13 protein-coding genes are annotated in these 14,752 nt (G+C 53.0%); 7 read left to right on the top strand and 6 right to left on the bottom strand.

The features are described 5' to 3' along the window. Positions 1–137 precede the first annotated feature (137 nt). From HYD27_RS03050 to HYD27_RS03060, 3 genes are all read left to right on the top strand, one after another. Positions 138–1,175, top strand: coding sequence for a CobW family GTP-binding protein (locus tag HYD27_RS03050; RefSeq protein WP_219211349.1), 1,038 nt, complete (start codon positions 138–140; stop codon positions 1,173–1,175). Between the two features lie 94 nt (positions 1,176–1,269). Further along, positions 1,270–1,617: a four-helix bundle copper-binding protein gene (locus HYD27_RS03055; RefSeq protein ID WP_219211351.1), complete on the top strand. Its 348-nt coding sequence runs from the start codon at positions 1,270–1,272 to the stop codon at positions 1,615–1,617. 363 nt (positions 1,618–1,980) lie between these two features. Further along, positions 1,981–2,445: a hypothetical protein gene (locus tag HYD27_RS03060; RefSeq protein ID WP_219211353.1), complete on the top strand. Its 465-nt coding sequence runs from the start codon at positions 1,981–1,983 to the stop codon at positions 2,443–2,445. A 90-nt stretch (positions 2,446–2,535) separates the two neighbouring features. Here HYD27_RS03060 and HYD27_RS03065 read toward each other — a convergent pair whose 3' ends face one another. From HYD27_RS03065 to HYD27_RS03075, 3 genes are all read right to left on the bottom strand, one after another. Next, positions 2,536–3,792 carry a winged helix-turn-helix domain-containing protein gene (locus HYD27_RS03065; protein WP_219211357.1) on the bottom strand — a complete coding sequence of 419 codons (1,257 nt, stop codon included), beginning with the start codon at positions 3,790–3,792 and terminating at the stop codon, positions 2,536–2,538. A 222-nt stretch (positions 3,793–4,014) separates the two neighbouring features. After that, on the bottom strand, positions 4,015–6,102 hold the full coding sequence (locus HYD27_RS03070; RefSeq protein WP_219211359.1) for an ABC transporter ATP-binding protein: 2,088 nt from the start codon (positions 6,100–6,102) through the stop codon (positions 4,015–4,017). A gap of 111 nt (positions 6,103–6,213) precedes the next feature. Beyond that, positions 6,214–7,962 carry an ABC transporter ATP-binding protein gene (locus tag HYD27_RS03075; RefSeq protein WP_219211361.1) on the bottom strand — a complete coding sequence of 583 codons (1,749 nt, stop codon included), beginning with the start codon at positions 7,960–7,962 and terminating at the stop codon, positions 6,214–6,216. Between the two features lie 534 nt (positions 7,963–8,496). Between HYD27_RS03075 and HYD27_RS03080 the strand changes: the two genes are divergently transcribed. Further along, positions 8,497–8,814, top strand: a complete 318-nt coding sequence (locus HYD27_RS03080; protein ID WP_219211376.1) for a HesB/YadR/YfhF family protein — start codon at positions 8,497–8,499, stop codon at positions 8,812–8,814. A gap of 1,096 nt (positions 8,815–9,910) precedes the next feature. Here the strand turns inward: HYD27_RS03080 and HYD27_RS03085 are convergent. From HYD27_RS03085 to HYD27_RS03095, 3 genes are all read right to left on the bottom strand, one after another. Beyond that, a complete protein-coding gene (locus HYD27_RS03085) occupies positions 9,911–10,426 on the bottom strand; it encodes an ADP-heptose synthase (protein ID WP_219211392.1) in 516 nt (171 codons plus the stop codon). A 196-nt stretch (positions 10,427–10,622) separates the two neighbouring features. Then, a complete protein-coding gene (locus HYD27_RS03090) occupies positions 10,623–11,066 on the bottom strand; it encodes a DUF441 domain-containing protein (protein ID WP_219211393.1) in 444 nt (147 codons plus the stop codon). A gap of 81 nt (positions 11,067–11,147) precedes the next feature. Beyond that, on the bottom strand, positions 11,148–12,134 hold the full coding sequence (locus HYD27_RS03095; RefSeq protein ID WP_219211395.1) for a YpdA family putative bacillithiol disulfide reductase: 987 nt from the start codon (positions 12,132–12,134) through the stop codon (positions 11,148–11,150). Positions 12,135–12,337: 203 nt separating this feature from the next. On the opposite strand from HYD27_RS03095, the gene HYD27_RS03100 reads away from it, so the two are divergent. From HYD27_RS03100 to HYD27_RS03110, 3 genes are all read left to right on the top strand, one after another. Next, complete coding sequence (locus HYD27_RS03100; RefSeq protein ID WP_219211397.1) at positions 12,338–12,934, top strand: DUF2087 domain-containing protein; 597 nt, start codon at positions 12,338–12,340, stop codon at positions 12,932–12,934. Positions 12,935–13,055: 121 nt separating this feature from the next. Next, entirely contained in the window at positions 13,056–13,511 is a 456-nt protein-coding gene (locus tag HYD27_RS03105) for a DUF3939 domain-containing protein (protein WP_219211398.1), read from the top strand. Between the two features lie 144 nt (positions 13,512–13,655). After that, a complete protein-coding gene (locus HYD27_RS03110) occupies positions 13,656–14,327 on the top strand; it encodes an HAD family hydrolase (RefSeq protein ID WP_219211399.1) in 672 nt (223 codons plus the stop codon). The last annotated feature ends 425 nt before the right edge of the window (positions 14,328–14,752 follow it).

Raw genomic sequence — 14,752 nt, forward strand, 5'->3', positions numbered from 1 at the left:
CGGATATATATTCCTCATGATAGGGGATGGCTGGGACAAAGACAAGCAAAAGGGCGGACTGAGCCGATGCCTTGCACCGCAACGGTACTTGTAGTACACTCGCTACCATAGCAGAATTTTGTGGGGAGAGATGGAACGTGGAACAGGCTTTGCCGGTTTATATCTTGTCGGGATTTCTCGGAAGCGGCAAAACAACATTGCTGCAGCGTCTTTTGGACCACTGGAAAGCCCAAGGGCTCAAGCCTGCGGTAGTCATGAATGAGCTGGGAGAGGTGAATCTGGACGGGCTGCTGGTTGAGCAGTCGGTGCCAATGGCGGAAATGCTCGGGGGCTGCATCTGCTGCTCCATCCGCGGCGATCTCAGCACCGAGCTGGCTACACTGATTAAGAAAGAGTCACCGGATGTGGTTGTCATTGAAGCTACCGGAGCAGCGAACCCGCTGGAGATCGTCGATGCGGTTACTGAAACCTCCCTGTATCAGCAGGTGGAGCTGAAGGGTCTGATCACCGTTGTGGATGCCGCTCACTTGAATGAGCTGTACCGTTCACAGCAAGGGGCGACATACCGGCTGATGCAGGAGCAGATCCGCTGCGCATCTGTGCTGATCCTGAACAAGACAGACCGCGTAACCGTGGAGGAAAAGGAAGAAACCGCTTTAATCCTGCGCAAATGGAATGCCTATGCCGAAATTCTGCCTGCGGTGCGTTGTGCACTGGAGCCGGATGAGCTCCTGGATAGTATTGGCGGTGTTCACACTGAGGGCCGCTTCGAGGATGACGGTGAGCCGCAGCTGGCGGAGGAACCGGCCGTGCCTGTTGATAAGGACGATGCAGCGGAAGGGACGGTGCATGCTTCCCATGACCATGTGATGGCTTATACCCACTATTTCAAACGTCCGGTGAACAGTGAGGAATTCGAGCAGTTCGTTAAGGAGCTGCCCCGGGATGTGTTCCGCGCGAAAGGGATTGTCACATTCAGTGATACCTCCGGCAGGTTTCTCTTTCAGTATGCATACAGGGAAGCGGATTTCATGAAAATCACCCCCCAGGGCGAAGTGCCGGATGTGGCGGTGTTCATCGGAGAGCATTTTGCTTCCCGGGAGCTGCGGACCAGACTGCTTCAATTGGAGAAGCGTCTTTTGGCAAGGCCGGCTGCTGTAAAAAGAAGCCTATAGCTGTACACTCCCTTTCAGGAGAGTGGTTCGTTCCTTTTCTTGCAGGTTAATACATAGGCATACACCCTATAAAAATTGCAGGAGGTAAAAGGCTATGACCCGAATTCAATATCAGGAGTGCATCGATGCTTGTATCAAAACCATGAACGCCTGTAACTATAGTTATGTCTCAAGCCTGAAAGAATATGATCTCGCTTCGCTCCGTGAGAGCATCAGACTGGACCGGGAGTGCGCGGATATTTGTTCCTTCGCCGTCCAGGCAATGACCCGTCAGAGTCCGTTCGTTGCGGGAATTCTCCGCCTGTGTGCGGAAATCTGCGAACGCTGTGCCGATGAGAGCAGCAAGCATGTACATACCCACTGCCAGGAATGTATTGATGACTGCCGCGCCACTGCGATTGCCTGCCGGTTGATCAGCGATGCGGTGGAGGTATACGCTTAAATCAATTTTTAATTCCCTTTAAAATATGCTCAAGCAGTATATTCCAAGGCCAGAGGCTCCGGCAGTCCATACTGTGGGGCTCTGGTTTTTTGTTTTTTTAAAAGATAAGAATTTATATGTTTCACGCTAAAAATTATCTTTATCTTTCTCGCTGTAACGGATACCGTCCTATAAGGACGGCGAAGCCGTTTCCACTTGTCGTTAATCATTTCTCTGGTTTAAGAGGGAATTGCAGGAGTTCCGGCGAATTAAGCTTTAGGAGGGGAAATAAGGTTACGGTCGCAGTATGACCCTTTCCGGAAGCAGCCTATTCAGGCATCCTGGGTATCCCAATAATATATAGAAAGAGGAACGGGAGGAACGATGAAGGATACACACGTACCGGAGAGTGAACAATCCAAAGAGCTGTTTGCTTATTTCGGTCTGGCCGTCTACTACTGCCAGGCATTGGAGCAGCAGTTGACCAATCTGCTGCTTCTTACGAAGCTGTCTCAGGGAGAAACGCCTACAGAAGCGGATCTTGCGGAACTGTATCAGCGCAAGCTCAGCAATTCACTCGGCCAGCTCATCAAAGAAATCCAGCATCACTTCCCTTTTTCGGAAGAAGAAACCAACCAGCTGCAGGCGGTATGGAAGCAGCGCAATCATATTGTCCATGATTACTTCAAGGAGCGTATTCAGGAAACCTTCACGCCGGCCGGCAGAGCGCAAATGATCCGTGAGCTGAAGCGTTTCAAGAACAAAGCCCGCAGGCTTGAGGTCAAGCTGCAGGGCTACTGCACCGAGATGTACAGCAAATTGGGGCTTGAAGAGGAAAATTTGCTTTGAATATGGAATGGAAGCTCGAATTCGGCACAGGCTTCCCCGGCGTAATATAAGCGTTGTGCGGCAAGGCTTCCCGCAGGGATTGAAGTCCGGTTACAGCCGGAGGCTGCTCTCCAGTCCCAGCAGTCCGTTATCTTCCGCAACTCCGGGAGCGAACCGGATCGACGATGCCCGCGTACATTCCGCGAGCGAACCTAAAGCTGCAGTAAGCGCGGGGATCATCTCCGCGCTTAAGCCTGTGTCAGGCTCCCACCACCAGCGCAGAATGTTCAGAACGCCGTTCTTCTTATCCATCACCGGCTCCATGCGTGCGATGAAACGGTCTCCGTAGAGCAGCGGGAGCACGTAATAGCCGTATTCCCGTTCTGCCGCAGGCTTGTATACCTCCCAGCGGTATGTGAAGCCGAATAGTTGCCGGATCAGCTCTCTGTCCCAGAGCAGGTTATCGAGCGGAGCCAGTACGGCGGCAAAATCAGCTCCGGCGCTGGCTCTTTCTTGATTAACGGTATCCCCGCGCCGCAATATTTCTTCCAGCACGGGAGCATCCGATGTGCGCATATACAGCGGAAGCTTCACGCCATCAACGCGAACCTCACAGAGGGAGCCGCTTAACAGCAGGCGCTCTATTGCCGCCGTCCGCTCCTTGCTCTTGAGGCCGGCGATACCCAGCCAGCCGTCGCCGGATTTGTTCCATTGCAGGCCGATGCTGCCGATCCGCCGCAGCACATACCAGTCCTGATGCTGTTCGGGCGTCACGTTGGGGTCCTCTGCAACGAGCAGATGCTCCGGCAGCAGCTTCGCAGTGAAATCATAGTAGCGCCGCGTGTGCACCCGGTGATGCACGGAAAGCTCACCCCAGAAATACATGCTCTCCATCGCCGCCCGTGACAGCCTCGCCGGAGCCCAGGCCCAATCAATCTTGTCCTTGCCCTCAAGATCCAGAGAGGAGAGCGGACCGCGCTGAATCAGCTTTCTTCTGACATGCGACACCATGGCCCCAAGGGCTTCATTCCCCTGGTAGCGTTCTGCCGCCATGGCTCTGCGCCGCTGAAAGTACGGCCAGTCCTCCGTGCAGTAGATCGACATATTCTTATCCCAGCCATCAATCAGCAGCCGGTCCTTGTACAGCAGCTCCGAGGCAAGCTGCGGAACGAAGCCGGGAATCCGCGCCTGAAGCACAAGCTCGTGATTATGTCCGGCAATGCTGAGCGGATCATACTGGATGCAGCCCACATGGCGGACATAATCGTAGACCGCCTCCTTGCCGCCGGGCAAGCCGCCGGAGACGAGCCGCTGATGCTGAAGCAGGAACAGCCGGGCTTGCTGCTTGCTGAGCGAATAAGTAATCATGATCTCCACTCCGATCGTATGTATTGTCCTCATTATACAGAACAAATGTTCTCTGCACAAGATTGTAAAAAGCCCCTGATGCCGTAAGGCTGCACCAGGGGCTGGCTTGCTGCGGTTGCACAGCGGGTTGCTGCAGATGCAGCAACCCTTCCGGGAGAAACTCCTGCCTGTGCAGGTTCATCCTTGCAGGACAGGCAGGTCCGAGAGGCTTCATCTGCGCATTTACACCGGTTTGGCCGACGGCTGAAGCGTTCCGGGCAGCTGGACGGGAGCGGGTGCCGCAAGCTCTGATCCGCTTCCGGCGCCGGCGCCGAGCTGGAGCTGATACATGCGGAAGTATCTTCCGCCAAGGGCCATCAGCTCATCATGGCTGCCGCGTTCCACAATCTCACCGCGGTGCAGCACCAGAATCTGGTCCGCGCTGCGGATTGTTGAGAGGCGGTGGGCTATGATGAAGGTGGTGCGGCCCTTCTTAAGCACCTCCAGCGCTTCCTGAATCAGACTTTCCGTTTCGGTGTCGATATTGGAGGTGGCTTCATCCAGAATCAGGATCGCCGGATCGAAGGACAGTGCTCTGGCGAAGGAAATCAGCTGGCGCTGGCCTGCCGACAGCGTGCTGCCCTTCTCCACAACAGGCTCATCGAAGCCCTTCGGCAGATGGGCCAGCAATTTGTCCGCACCAACCTCGCGCAGGGCCCGCTCCACACGTTCACGGGAAATCCGCCCGTCTCCCAGGCTGACGTTGGAAGCAATGGTGCCGGTGAAGAGGTAAGGGTCCTGCAGCACGATGCCCATGTGGCTGCGCAGCCACTGCTTCGGTATGCTTTTAACCTCCTGGCCGTCAATCGTGATGGTTCCGCGCTGCGGATCGTAGAAGCGGAACAGCAGATTGATGATCGAGCTCTTGCCGGAGCCGGTATGGCCGACGAGGGCCACGGTCTCGCCCGGGCGCGCTTGAAACGAGATGTCCTTCAGGACGAATTCTTTTTTGTAGGCAAAAGAGACATCCTTGAATACCACATTTCCCTTGTAGCGCGGCATCGTTCCATCAGTGACAGGTTCGCCCGGTTCATCCATCAGCGTAAAGACGCGCCCTGCAGACACCATAGAGCTGTCGAGGTTGGCTAACTGGTTGACCATCCCGGTAATCGGCTGGAACATCCGTCCGAGCACATCAACGAACGCATAGAGCACGCCCAGGGATACGAAGGTTGAGCCGCCCAGGCTGCCGAAGCCGAAATACCACAGCACCAGCACAAAGGAGAGACTGCGCAGCGAGTTCACCAGGTTATGGGAGGTGAAGGCGTTCAGATTCAGCATTTTATTCTGATATTTCAGATAGTCGTCATTCAGGTGCTCGAATTCCTCTGTACTCTGCTTTTGGCGGCGGAATATACGGATGATCGACATTCCCTGAATCGATTCATTGATAATGGCGTTGATCTCACTGAGGCGCGAGCGGATAATCGTGTTGTATTTGGTGGCGATTTTGCGGTACAGCACGATCCAGAGAACCAGAACCGGCACGATGAACAAGCTGACCAGGCCGAGCCGTACATCCAGCAGGAACAGGGCCGCGTAGACGCCGATAATATTGATGATCCCTGTGCTGAAGTTGGATAATACGGCAATGAACAGATCCTTGACCGCTTCTGTGTCATTTGTCACCCGGGATACCACCTTGCCCGCAGGCAGATTGTCAAAAAAGTGCACCGGCAGCCGCTGGATATGCGCATATACATCGGTCCGCAGCTTGCGGATAACCTGGTTGGCCGAGGATTGCAGCCAGTAGGTTTTGCCGAACTCTGCAAAGATGGAGATCACAAGGAATAGGGCGTACAAGCCCACCAGCTCATATATTCCGGGAAGCTCCGGCTTGTAAAAGGAAAACAGTTCGTCCGCCGACAGCCTCACGGCCGGGTAGACGGCTTCAGCATCTCCGCGCCGGATATGCAGCGCACCGTCCCGGTAGGTCCGTTCACCATCAGGCTGCGCGACCGGCCCGTTGATGAAATAAAAGCTTCTGCCCGATTGCAGCAGGCGGATTTCCTGGCCCTTGGCCTCATCCGGAGCAAAGCGGTCACCGCGCTTGTAGTAGGTATTGTTATATTCAGCCGCTTCCCCGGGCGAGGAGGTCTGGAAGTACGGCTTTTCGATAGCCAGCATGTGATTGTCGATCATGCTCTTGGCGATAAACGGCCCGGCGAGCTCGGCGGCCACGCCGATAGTAAGCAGCAGGAGGGCTGCGATAAACGTCTTTCTGGCAGTTAAAGCATACTGCAGCAGGCGTCTTCCTGTACTCTGTGTCAACGGTGACACCTCCTAAAGTTTTCTGAGCCTTACAACCTGAATCCGTTTTGTGCAAAATTGGCTTCGGATGCAAGGCGTTAAGGTTTGAGGGCTGTCTTACTTGGATATTTTTTAGTCATTAGTCAGATTGTTCTCCACCTGCTGGCGGTCGAACTGCTCGCGGTACCAGCCGTTCATGTCCAGCAGCTCCCGGTGCGTCCCGCGTTCGGTAATATGTCCGCCGTCCAGTACGACAATCAGATCGGCATGCTCGATGGCGGACAGGCGGTGGGTGGAGATTAATGTGGTTTTGCCAGCACGCTCCTCACGGATATTCTCAATAATCCGCGCTTCTGTGCGTGCGTCAACAGCGGACAGCGCATCATCCAGAATCAGAATATCGGGATTTGCGATAAAGGCTCTGGAGATCGAGACACGCTGCTTCTGTCCCCCGGAGAGGGACACGCCGCGTTCTCCGACCAGAGTATCCAGGCCGTCGGACAAGGTGCCCAGATCATTCTGGAATGCCGCTGCCGTGATGGCGTCCATAATGCGCTCATCGCTGGCCCCGTGATGTCCGAACTGGATATTTTCGCGCACCGATTTGGAGAACAGGATCTGTTCCTGCGGCACGTAGCCCATCCAGCTGTGCAGCTGGTCCAGCGCAATCTCTCCAATGGGCACATCCGAAATCAGGATCTCGCCTTGGCCGGCCGGGTATTCATGCAGCAGCTGCTTAAGCAGCGTTGATTTGCCGCTGCCGGTACGGCCGACTACACCGAGTGTCTGGCCCCGGGTGAGGGAGAGGCTGACCCCGCTAAGATTATCGATCGTCGAAGTAGGATAACGGAAGGTTACGTCCTTCAGCTCGATGGAGGCCGGATGCGCTACAGGAACCGGATGGGCGGCATCCTGCACATCCGGCTTCGAGTTCAGCGTTTCGTCGATCCGCTCCAGGGAAGCGCCGCCGCGCTGCATAATGTTGATCAGCTCGCCGATGGCGAACATCGGCCAGACGATCATCCCGAGATACATATTGAAGGAGACGAGGTCTCCAAGTGTAATCTGATTGCGGAATACAAGATAGATGCCGTAGGTAAGGGCAATAATGTAACTGAGTCCCACGCACAGCCGGATCGTTGGCTCGAAGAAGGAATCGACCTTCGCTACGGCCATGTTCTTGCGGTACACATCATCCGTAATGTTGCTGAAACGCTTCTCGTCATGCCGTTCCTGCACATAGGCGCGGATGACGCGGATACCGGATACCGACTCCAGCACCTGATCGTTCATATCGCCGAAGGCATCCTGGGCCAGGCTGTAGCGGTCATGAATCGCTTTGCCGTAGAAGATCATGGCGACCGCGATCAGCGGCAGCGGCAGCACGGCGGCAAGGGTCAGCTTCCAGCTGACCAGGAAGCCCATGGCGAGCAGTACCACGCTGAGAAAAATCGTCGAGTCAACGAGGGTAAGCATCCCGAAGCCCACGGTTGCCGAGACTGCCCGGATATCGTTGGTGGCGCGGGCCATCAGATCACCCGTACGGTTGCGCTCGAAGAACGAAGGGGTCATGGTCATGAGATGATTCATGAAGCGGGAGCGCAGGAGGCGCTCCACCAGGTTGGACCCGCCGAACAGCTTATGCATCCATATGTAGGTGATCCAATAGATAATCAGCAGCATGAGAACAATCATGCCGATGTATTTCATGAGTGAGCCTGCGGTGATCGAGCCGCTGACAATATCGTCAATGGCGTTGCCGAGCAGGCGGGGAGGCAGAAGCTCCAGAACCCCGGCTACAATCAATAAAATAAGTCCAATGGCATAACGTTTCTTTTCGCGGCGGAAAAACCAGCCGAGATTGCGTAGAACGGAGAACAAGGGAAATCCCTTCCTTTCGTGATGAAATGATTGTCGGCTAATTTGTATTATGGTCTTGACTCTGGAGCAGTAATGAAAGTGGCAACCGTTGCCGGCATACAAAAAGGCATACCATCCGATAACGGACGATATGCCTGTAATTTACATCAGCTATCATGTCCACGGTGCTGTGATGCAGCACGGAGACATGGAATTAACTCGCCAAACCTGAATTCAAGCGGTATGCGTAACACGCATGAGGCTTAGGAGGTTTCCACTGCCGGGGCTGCTTCGGTATTCAATTGTGTATGCGTGCCGACAATGGTTAAGAAATATACAGGTACAAGGTTAAACACCGCGCTCACCCCTTTCACTAATTTTGGTAATAACTTGAAGACGCTTCGTTATGTTCCGAGTTTATCACCCGGCCTGAAGAATTGTCAAATGTAATTTTGAACAAAGTGCGAATAAGCTGTAGAAGGGTATCCGCTAAAATGATTTGGAATATCGCTATAATTTCAGTATGATTAGAAGATACGGGAGGTGCTTAAAGAGATGAAAATGTTAATCAGCAAAGATGCCGCCGCCTGGTTTAAGCGGGAGCTTTCACTGCAGGATGGGGCATATATCCGTTTGTTTCCCCGCTACAGCTCTGCAGGGGGACTGCATCCCGGCTTCTCGCTGGGGATTGCCAATGAGCCGCCCGGCCGACCCGCTGTACAGACAGAGCAGTCGGGAATTGTTTTTTATATGGAGGAGCAGGATCTTTGGTATATGGAAGGCTATGGCCTGTCCATTGTGTATTTGGACGCCGAGGATGATATTGAGTATGTGTATGAGCCTGAGCCGGTAGCCGGCGGCGTGAAGGAATGAGCCGGCGGCAGACTGACAATTAAGAAGCCCTTGCCGTGAGGCAGGGCTTTTTTTGGAATATAAAAATTTATATGCTTGGCACACTCAATTATCCTTCTGTTACTCGCTGAAACACTCCGTCCCTTATAAGGACGGCAAAAGCCGTTTCCACTTGCGTAGGATATACAAAGGCTTTTGGAGTGGACGCTCCGCGAACGGACCGTTGTCCGGGTCGCTGTGCTCTCCAGATTTATTTCATTCCCCTTAGGAGCTGCGAGGAAATGAGTACCCGCTTTTGTTGACAAAAGCTCCACGGTTTTGGGAGTTTTGTCAACAATGTAGCGGTACTTTATTTCGTCGCAGTCTCTTAGCGGTGAAAATCCGGAGACCCGGGCGGCCGCTGCCGCTGTTCCGCGGGTCCGTCCGCTCCGCTGTTTAAGCGGGAGGCGGTTCTGTCATCTTTAAAAAACACAATAAAGAAACTTAATGTATAGGAATGGAACCGGCGAACCAGAACAAGCTGATGGAACGCAAGGAGGAGATTCATAGGGGACTGAAGCGAAGTGTAAAAAGTAACACTAATGGGCTGGAATTCTGGCTTGAACGGGCTTTAGTGGGATTTTGTATACTTAATAGAGGCCCACTTCCTCCATATGGCTGATTTCAGCCGGATTAGTTGTACTTTTTCCCACTAGGGATGTTCCAGGATCCGAATGCGGTGGATTAATTACCCTTTTTACTACTAAAACGGCTGCCCTTTGGATGAATGGTTCAAGTTCATCTTAATGTAGGCGTATTCCTCTGCAAGGGAGAGAAACGGATCGATTAGGGAACCTTTTTCCCGCTAACCCTTGCGAAAAAGCGGCTGGGGGAATACGAGGTGACTCCTTTTATACTTGGCTCCCCGCCTGGCTTCAGCAGCCAGCCTTACAACTGAAAGCAAACAGCTGCGCTGCCCGGTCAAGGACGGCGCAGCCGTTTCTGCTTGAAAGATAAAAATTTATCTGTTTTGGGGTCCCCGCAAAGTACCTGAGTCATCATCGAAGCCAAAGCCCCACTTTGCGGGGTTATTTTGTGTGCGGCCCGGCGGGACAAGCCCGCCAGAGCTGCGCCGGCATTAGTGCGAGCTGCGGAAGGGTTCTTCCTCCATGGCGAAATCAAAATCATCAATATCGTATACCTGAACAGGCACGCCGCCTTCAATGATGCGCTGGATCAGCTCGAATTGATCGGTGAGAATCGGCACCTTTTCCCGCTGGGAAGCAAGCAGCAGCTCTGTTTCAATCGGGTCGAACGTTTCTCCGTACGTTGCGTTGTCCACACTGTTGATAATGGTGATCTGAGCCTGGCCGCCCAGCAGAATGCCGGAGCTTTTGGCCCAGGGGACGTTCAGGCAGCGGTTGATCTTTTTGGAATTCAGCGGCTCCTCGAAATAAGCTATGAGTTCGCGAATTTTGAGCTTCACATGCTGGTCATCCTCTGCATGGCTCATGAGAGGCTCGTCACTGTCCCGCAGTTCGTATAATTCCATCACGGTGGTATAAGGCACTATATATTCCACGGGGCTCCGCGGAACGAGAAGCTGGCCGTATATCGCCATCATGACGGCTTCTGTCACAAATTGTCTGGACATCGTTATCCTCCTGAAGTTCGGGTACTGCTATCGTACTGGTTACGCCTGCAAGCATTATGTTTCGGTTATACAGCGGCGCTTTTGTTGGCAGTAGGTGGTATAGTACAGACTTATAGAGTTGAACGTGTGCTTATGGACTTAAAAATATAAAAACACTGTGGAGCGCAAATGTCAACAGTGCCCAATCAACACGGCGCTATCCTCTTCCGATCAGCAGAGACAGAATTCCTGCGGCGATAAGCGGCCCCACCGGAACGCCCTTGAAAAAAGCCACGCCCAGCACCGTCCCGATTAAGAGGCCGGCAACAATGGTGGGCTGGCTGCCCATCAGCACCGCTCCACGGCCCCCAAGATATGCGACAAGGATGCCGATGCCAATCGCGGCCAGCGATTTCCAGTGCAGGAAGGAGCGCCAGATCATATCCAGCGATATTTTGCCGCTGGCCAGCGGAGTCATTACGCCGATCGTCAGAATGATGATTCCGACCGTCAGCCCGTACTTCTCAAGCCATGGAAAAGTCTGCTGCAGGCCCAGCACACGCAGCAGCAGCAGAACGACCATGGCAATGGTTACGGGGGAGTTTCTGCTGATAATGCCCAGTGCGGCAAAACCGAGCAGCAGTAAAGAGGTAATATCCATAGTAGGCGGCACACTCCTTTTTCTCTATTGGGCTGTGGCTCTTAGGTTATGAATGATAGCGGCGTTTCATGAAGCTGACGGTTACTGGTCCAGCCGCCCGGATATGATATGGTCTGCAATCAGCTTGCCGTGTCCGCGTCCGGTTTCAATGAATACCTCGTTGGCGTTGCGTCCGGACGCAATTACACCGGCGATGTACAGTCCGGGCACATTGCTCTCCATGGTGGAAGGATTGAAGGCCGGTTTGTCTTGGGTCCCGCCCATCAGCACACCGGCGGACGAGAGCAGTGTCCTGCTGGGTCTGAAGCCGGTTAATGCCAGCACAAAATCATTATCCAGCTCAGTCGCTTTGCCGTCCTGCTTAGAGATAATCACCGAGCCGGGTGTGATTTCCGTCACCCTTGACTCCAGATGCAGAACAATTTTTTCTTTCAGCACCATGCTCTCGAAGATCGGGCGCACCCAGGGCTTGATATTCTGGGAGATACTCGCTCCTCGGTATACCATATCCACTTCGGCTCCCACGCGTACCAGCTCCAGCGCCGCATCCACTGCGGAATTGCTGCCGCCGATTACGGTAACCTTCATGCCGGTATATGGATGGGCCTCACCGAAGTAGTGGGTTACCTTGGGAAGCTCCTCGCCTGGAATCCCAATCAGGTTGGGCTGGTCGAAATAGCCTGTGGATATTACTACGTTTGCGGCCGTGCGGGTATGGTTTTCCCCGCGTTTGTTACGGGTATGTACGGCGAAGCCTCCGTCTCCAAGCGGCTCGACAGACAGGGCCTCCTCATAAGCGGCAATTTCCAGACCGTGCTGCTCGGCGGCGCGGCGGTAGTAGACAAGCGCCTCATGGCGGAACGGTTTGTCGTTGGGCGAGGTAAAGGGAACCTCGCCGATTTCCAGCAGGGCGGTTGTACTGAAAAACTGCATGTTGGTCGGGTAGAGATAAATGGAATGGACAATGAAATTTTTTTCGACAATCAGGCTGGACAACCCTTGGCGCCGGCATTCAATGGCAGCCGAAAGACCGCAGGGGCCGGCACCGATAATGATCACATCTTTCATTAAGCTTTGAGCCTCCCGGATAATACTTGCATTTTCTATAAAGCGTACCCCAAATTTAAAATTTTCGCCATTCTTCCCCGTTATTCGGGTGAAATCAACTTGCTCAGGTCCATTGAATGGTATATAATTAGATATATATCTAAATTACTCGCAATTATTTGATTTTCCGGATTCCGCTTGTATTTATAGGAGAGTGACCTTCATTGCAGCTTGAGAAAATTGTCAATTATCACAAAGCTTTGTCTGATCCAACCCGCTTGCGGATTCTGCTGCTGCTGTCCCAAGGGGAAGTTCACGGGCAGGCCTTGGCCGAAAAGCTGAATCTGTCCCAGCCCACCGTGACGCATCATGCCGCCAAACTGCGGGAAGCCGCACTGATTAAGGAGCGAAGAGACAAGAACACGGTCTATTTTATGCTTAATCCCGAATTTATCCAGGCAGGCTCGGAAGCTTCGCTGAAGTTTATTTTTGCTAAGGGGGTGGAAGATATGGAGCAGGCATCACCGGAAGCGGGCCTGAAGGATTCGGTGCTGCGCAATTTCTTCGCCAAAGACGGGCACTTGCGGCAAATTCCCGCACAGTACAAGAAGAAGCTGATCGCGCTGCAATATATAGTCGAGAAGCTGGAACCGGGTGTTGTCTATACGGAAAAAGAAATCAACGAATTCATCAAGCCGTTCCACGAAGACTGCGCCACCATTCGCCGCGAGTTCATTATGCATCAATTCATGTACCGGCAGAATGATAAATATGAACTGAACCCGCCGGAGATGTGGACGCATTGGGAAAATGTCAAATAATGGTCTTAAGAATAGGGATTTTCTGTGACAAAACAAAGGCAAGCTGATTAAATGTCTGATTAACGAATAAAATGGAATTGTAAGCGTTATCTGACAAATGCTTCGAAAGGAGACTTTCAGGATGATATTCAAGCGCGCCAAAAAAAATTCGCCACCTGTCGAATTCACAGTTACCTTGCCGCAGATCAAGCAGGCTGTAAGGCAATTTGAAGAAGATATGCCCGCTCCCATTAACCGGACCGCCCTGATTATGGAGGATAAGAGCATAGACCTTAGCCGGCTCAAACGTTATTTGGGCGGTGTGCCGCAGCAGAAATTCTACATGTCCCGCGAAACCTTTGAAATTTTTGAGGAAGCTGACAAGCTCGTGCCTTATTATCTGGATATGGTCCAATCGGCAGTAGATAATTACATCAGCGATACCGGCAAGCTTCCGCTTGTTGAGGATGCCTGGCTGCCAGAGGTGCATTACCGGCTGCTCGCCAGTGAACGGTATCTGAAGGAAACGCCGCCTTTTCCCCTGTATATTACCGAGGAAGAGATGATGCTAACGCATCGGCCGGAGCATTTTGAATAACGATCCATAATTCTGCAGACTGTTCAGCGTGAAGGAGCCAGGGCCTCTTTTACGGGAATGGTCTTTTCTTTGCGCAATCACCCATAGTACAATGAATTTCTAACTGGCCACGGAATGAAATTCAAGGTATAAGGGGAACTGGGAATGAAAAAAGTACAAGCCTTGCTGTTTGATCTGGATAACACGCTAATGGACCGCGACCATACCTTCCGCAGCTTCAGCAAGAAATTCGTGCAGGATTTTATGGGACATTTGGAGCCTGAAGAAGCGGAGCGCGTTGTGCGGGATATCATTGTCAGGGATGCGGACGGATACCGGGATAAAGACGGTTTTTTTGCTGAGTTGAGTGAGGTGCTGCCCTGGCGGCAGGCAGTATCTGCGGCCGATATCCGGGCTTATTACGACAAGACATATATCGGACATGGAGCGCCCATGAAGCATGCTGCGGAGACTCTGGAGTATTGCCGGGAGCGCGGATACACTCTGGGGCTGGTCACGAACGGCAAAAAGGATATCCAAGACGGCAAAATTGATCTGCTCCGGCTTCGCCATTACTTCAAGGCGGTTGTCATCTCCGGGGAAGCCGGAATCAGCAAGCCTGATCCGGATATTTACCGGCTGGCGCTTCGGCGTCTGGGCTTTGCCGCAGAAGAAACGCTGTTTATCGGGGATCATCCGGTGAATGATATATGGGGAGCGGCCAAGGCCGGAATGGAGACCATCTGGCTGAAACGCAATCATACTTGGGATGAGGGGCTGGATGCCCGTCCATGGAAAACGATTCACGAGCTGGATGAGCTGAAGACGATTTTATAACCGTTTGTAGATTGCAGGTTGACATTAGATTGCAGCTCCGTATATTATTACAGCATATTAGTTCGGAAGGAGACGATGTCTTATGACAGTTTATACGATGGTTTCGGTATCGGTTATTACTGCTCAGGATACGTGTCTTCCGGGAACAGCGGCTGCAGAGTAAGGAGTGCAGCTTAGCGGGTAAGCTCTATGTTGCCTTTTAGAGCCGCCGGAACCGTATCGGTTCCGGCGGCTTTTTGCGTGTGCCTGTTGCGGTGAATGTATTTGCTGCACCCGGGCCGCGCACGGAAAACCGGTCTCTCCAGTTCCAGGGGAAGCCGTACTTTTCGCTTTTACAGCGTTATCTTTGCCAGAAAAGGCATGGAGAGCTTTGTGAGACGCCGCCGGAAGGATTGATTCCGGCGGCTTTTTGTGTTCCGGGAAGT

The organism is Paenibacillus sp. S150, from assembly GCF_019352175.1.
GTDB lineage: Bacteria > Bacillota > Bacilli > Paenibacillales > Paenibacillaceae > Paenibacillus_AQ.

What these genes read in the sequence shown, in the direction of transcription:
- HYD27_RS03055 (WP_219211351.1), top strand. Translation starts at nt 1,270, where the DNA reads ATGACCCGAATTCAATATCAGGAGTGCATCGATGCTTGTATCAAAACC.
- HYD27_RS03060 (WP_219211353.1), top strand. Translation starts at nt 1,981, where the DNA reads ATGAAGGATACACACGTACCGGAGAGTGAACAATCCAAAGAGCTGTTT.
- HYD27_RS03065 (WP_219211357.1), bottom strand. Translation starts at nt 3,792, where the DNA reads ATGATTACTTATTCGCTCAGCAAGCAGCAAGCCCGGCTGTTCCTGCTT.
- HYD27_RS03080 (WP_219211376.1), top strand. Translation starts at nt 8,497, where the DNA reads ATGAAAATGTTAATCAGCAAAGATGCCGCCGCCTGGTTTAAGCGGGAG.
- HYD27_RS03085 (WP_219211392.1), bottom strand. Translation starts at nt 10,426, where the DNA reads ATGTCCAGACAATTTGTGACAGAAGCCGTCATGATGGCGATATACGGC.
- HYD27_RS03090 (WP_219211393.1), bottom strand. Translation starts at nt 11,066, where the DNA reads ATGGATATTACCTCTTTACTGCTGCTCGGTTTTGCCGCACTGGGCATT.
- HYD27_RS03095 (WP_219211395.1), bottom strand. Translation starts at nt 12,134, where the DNA reads ATGAAAGATGTGATCATTATCGGTGCCGGCCCCTGCGGTCTTTCGGCT.
- HYD27_RS03105 (WP_219211398.1), top strand. Translation starts at nt 13,056, where the DNA reads ATGATATTCAAGCGCGCCAAAAAAAATTCGCCACCTGTCGAATTCACA.
- HYD27_RS03110 (WP_219211399.1), top strand. Translation starts at nt 13,656, where the DNA reads ATGAAAAAAGTACAAGCCTTGCTGTTTGATCTGGATAACACGCTAATG.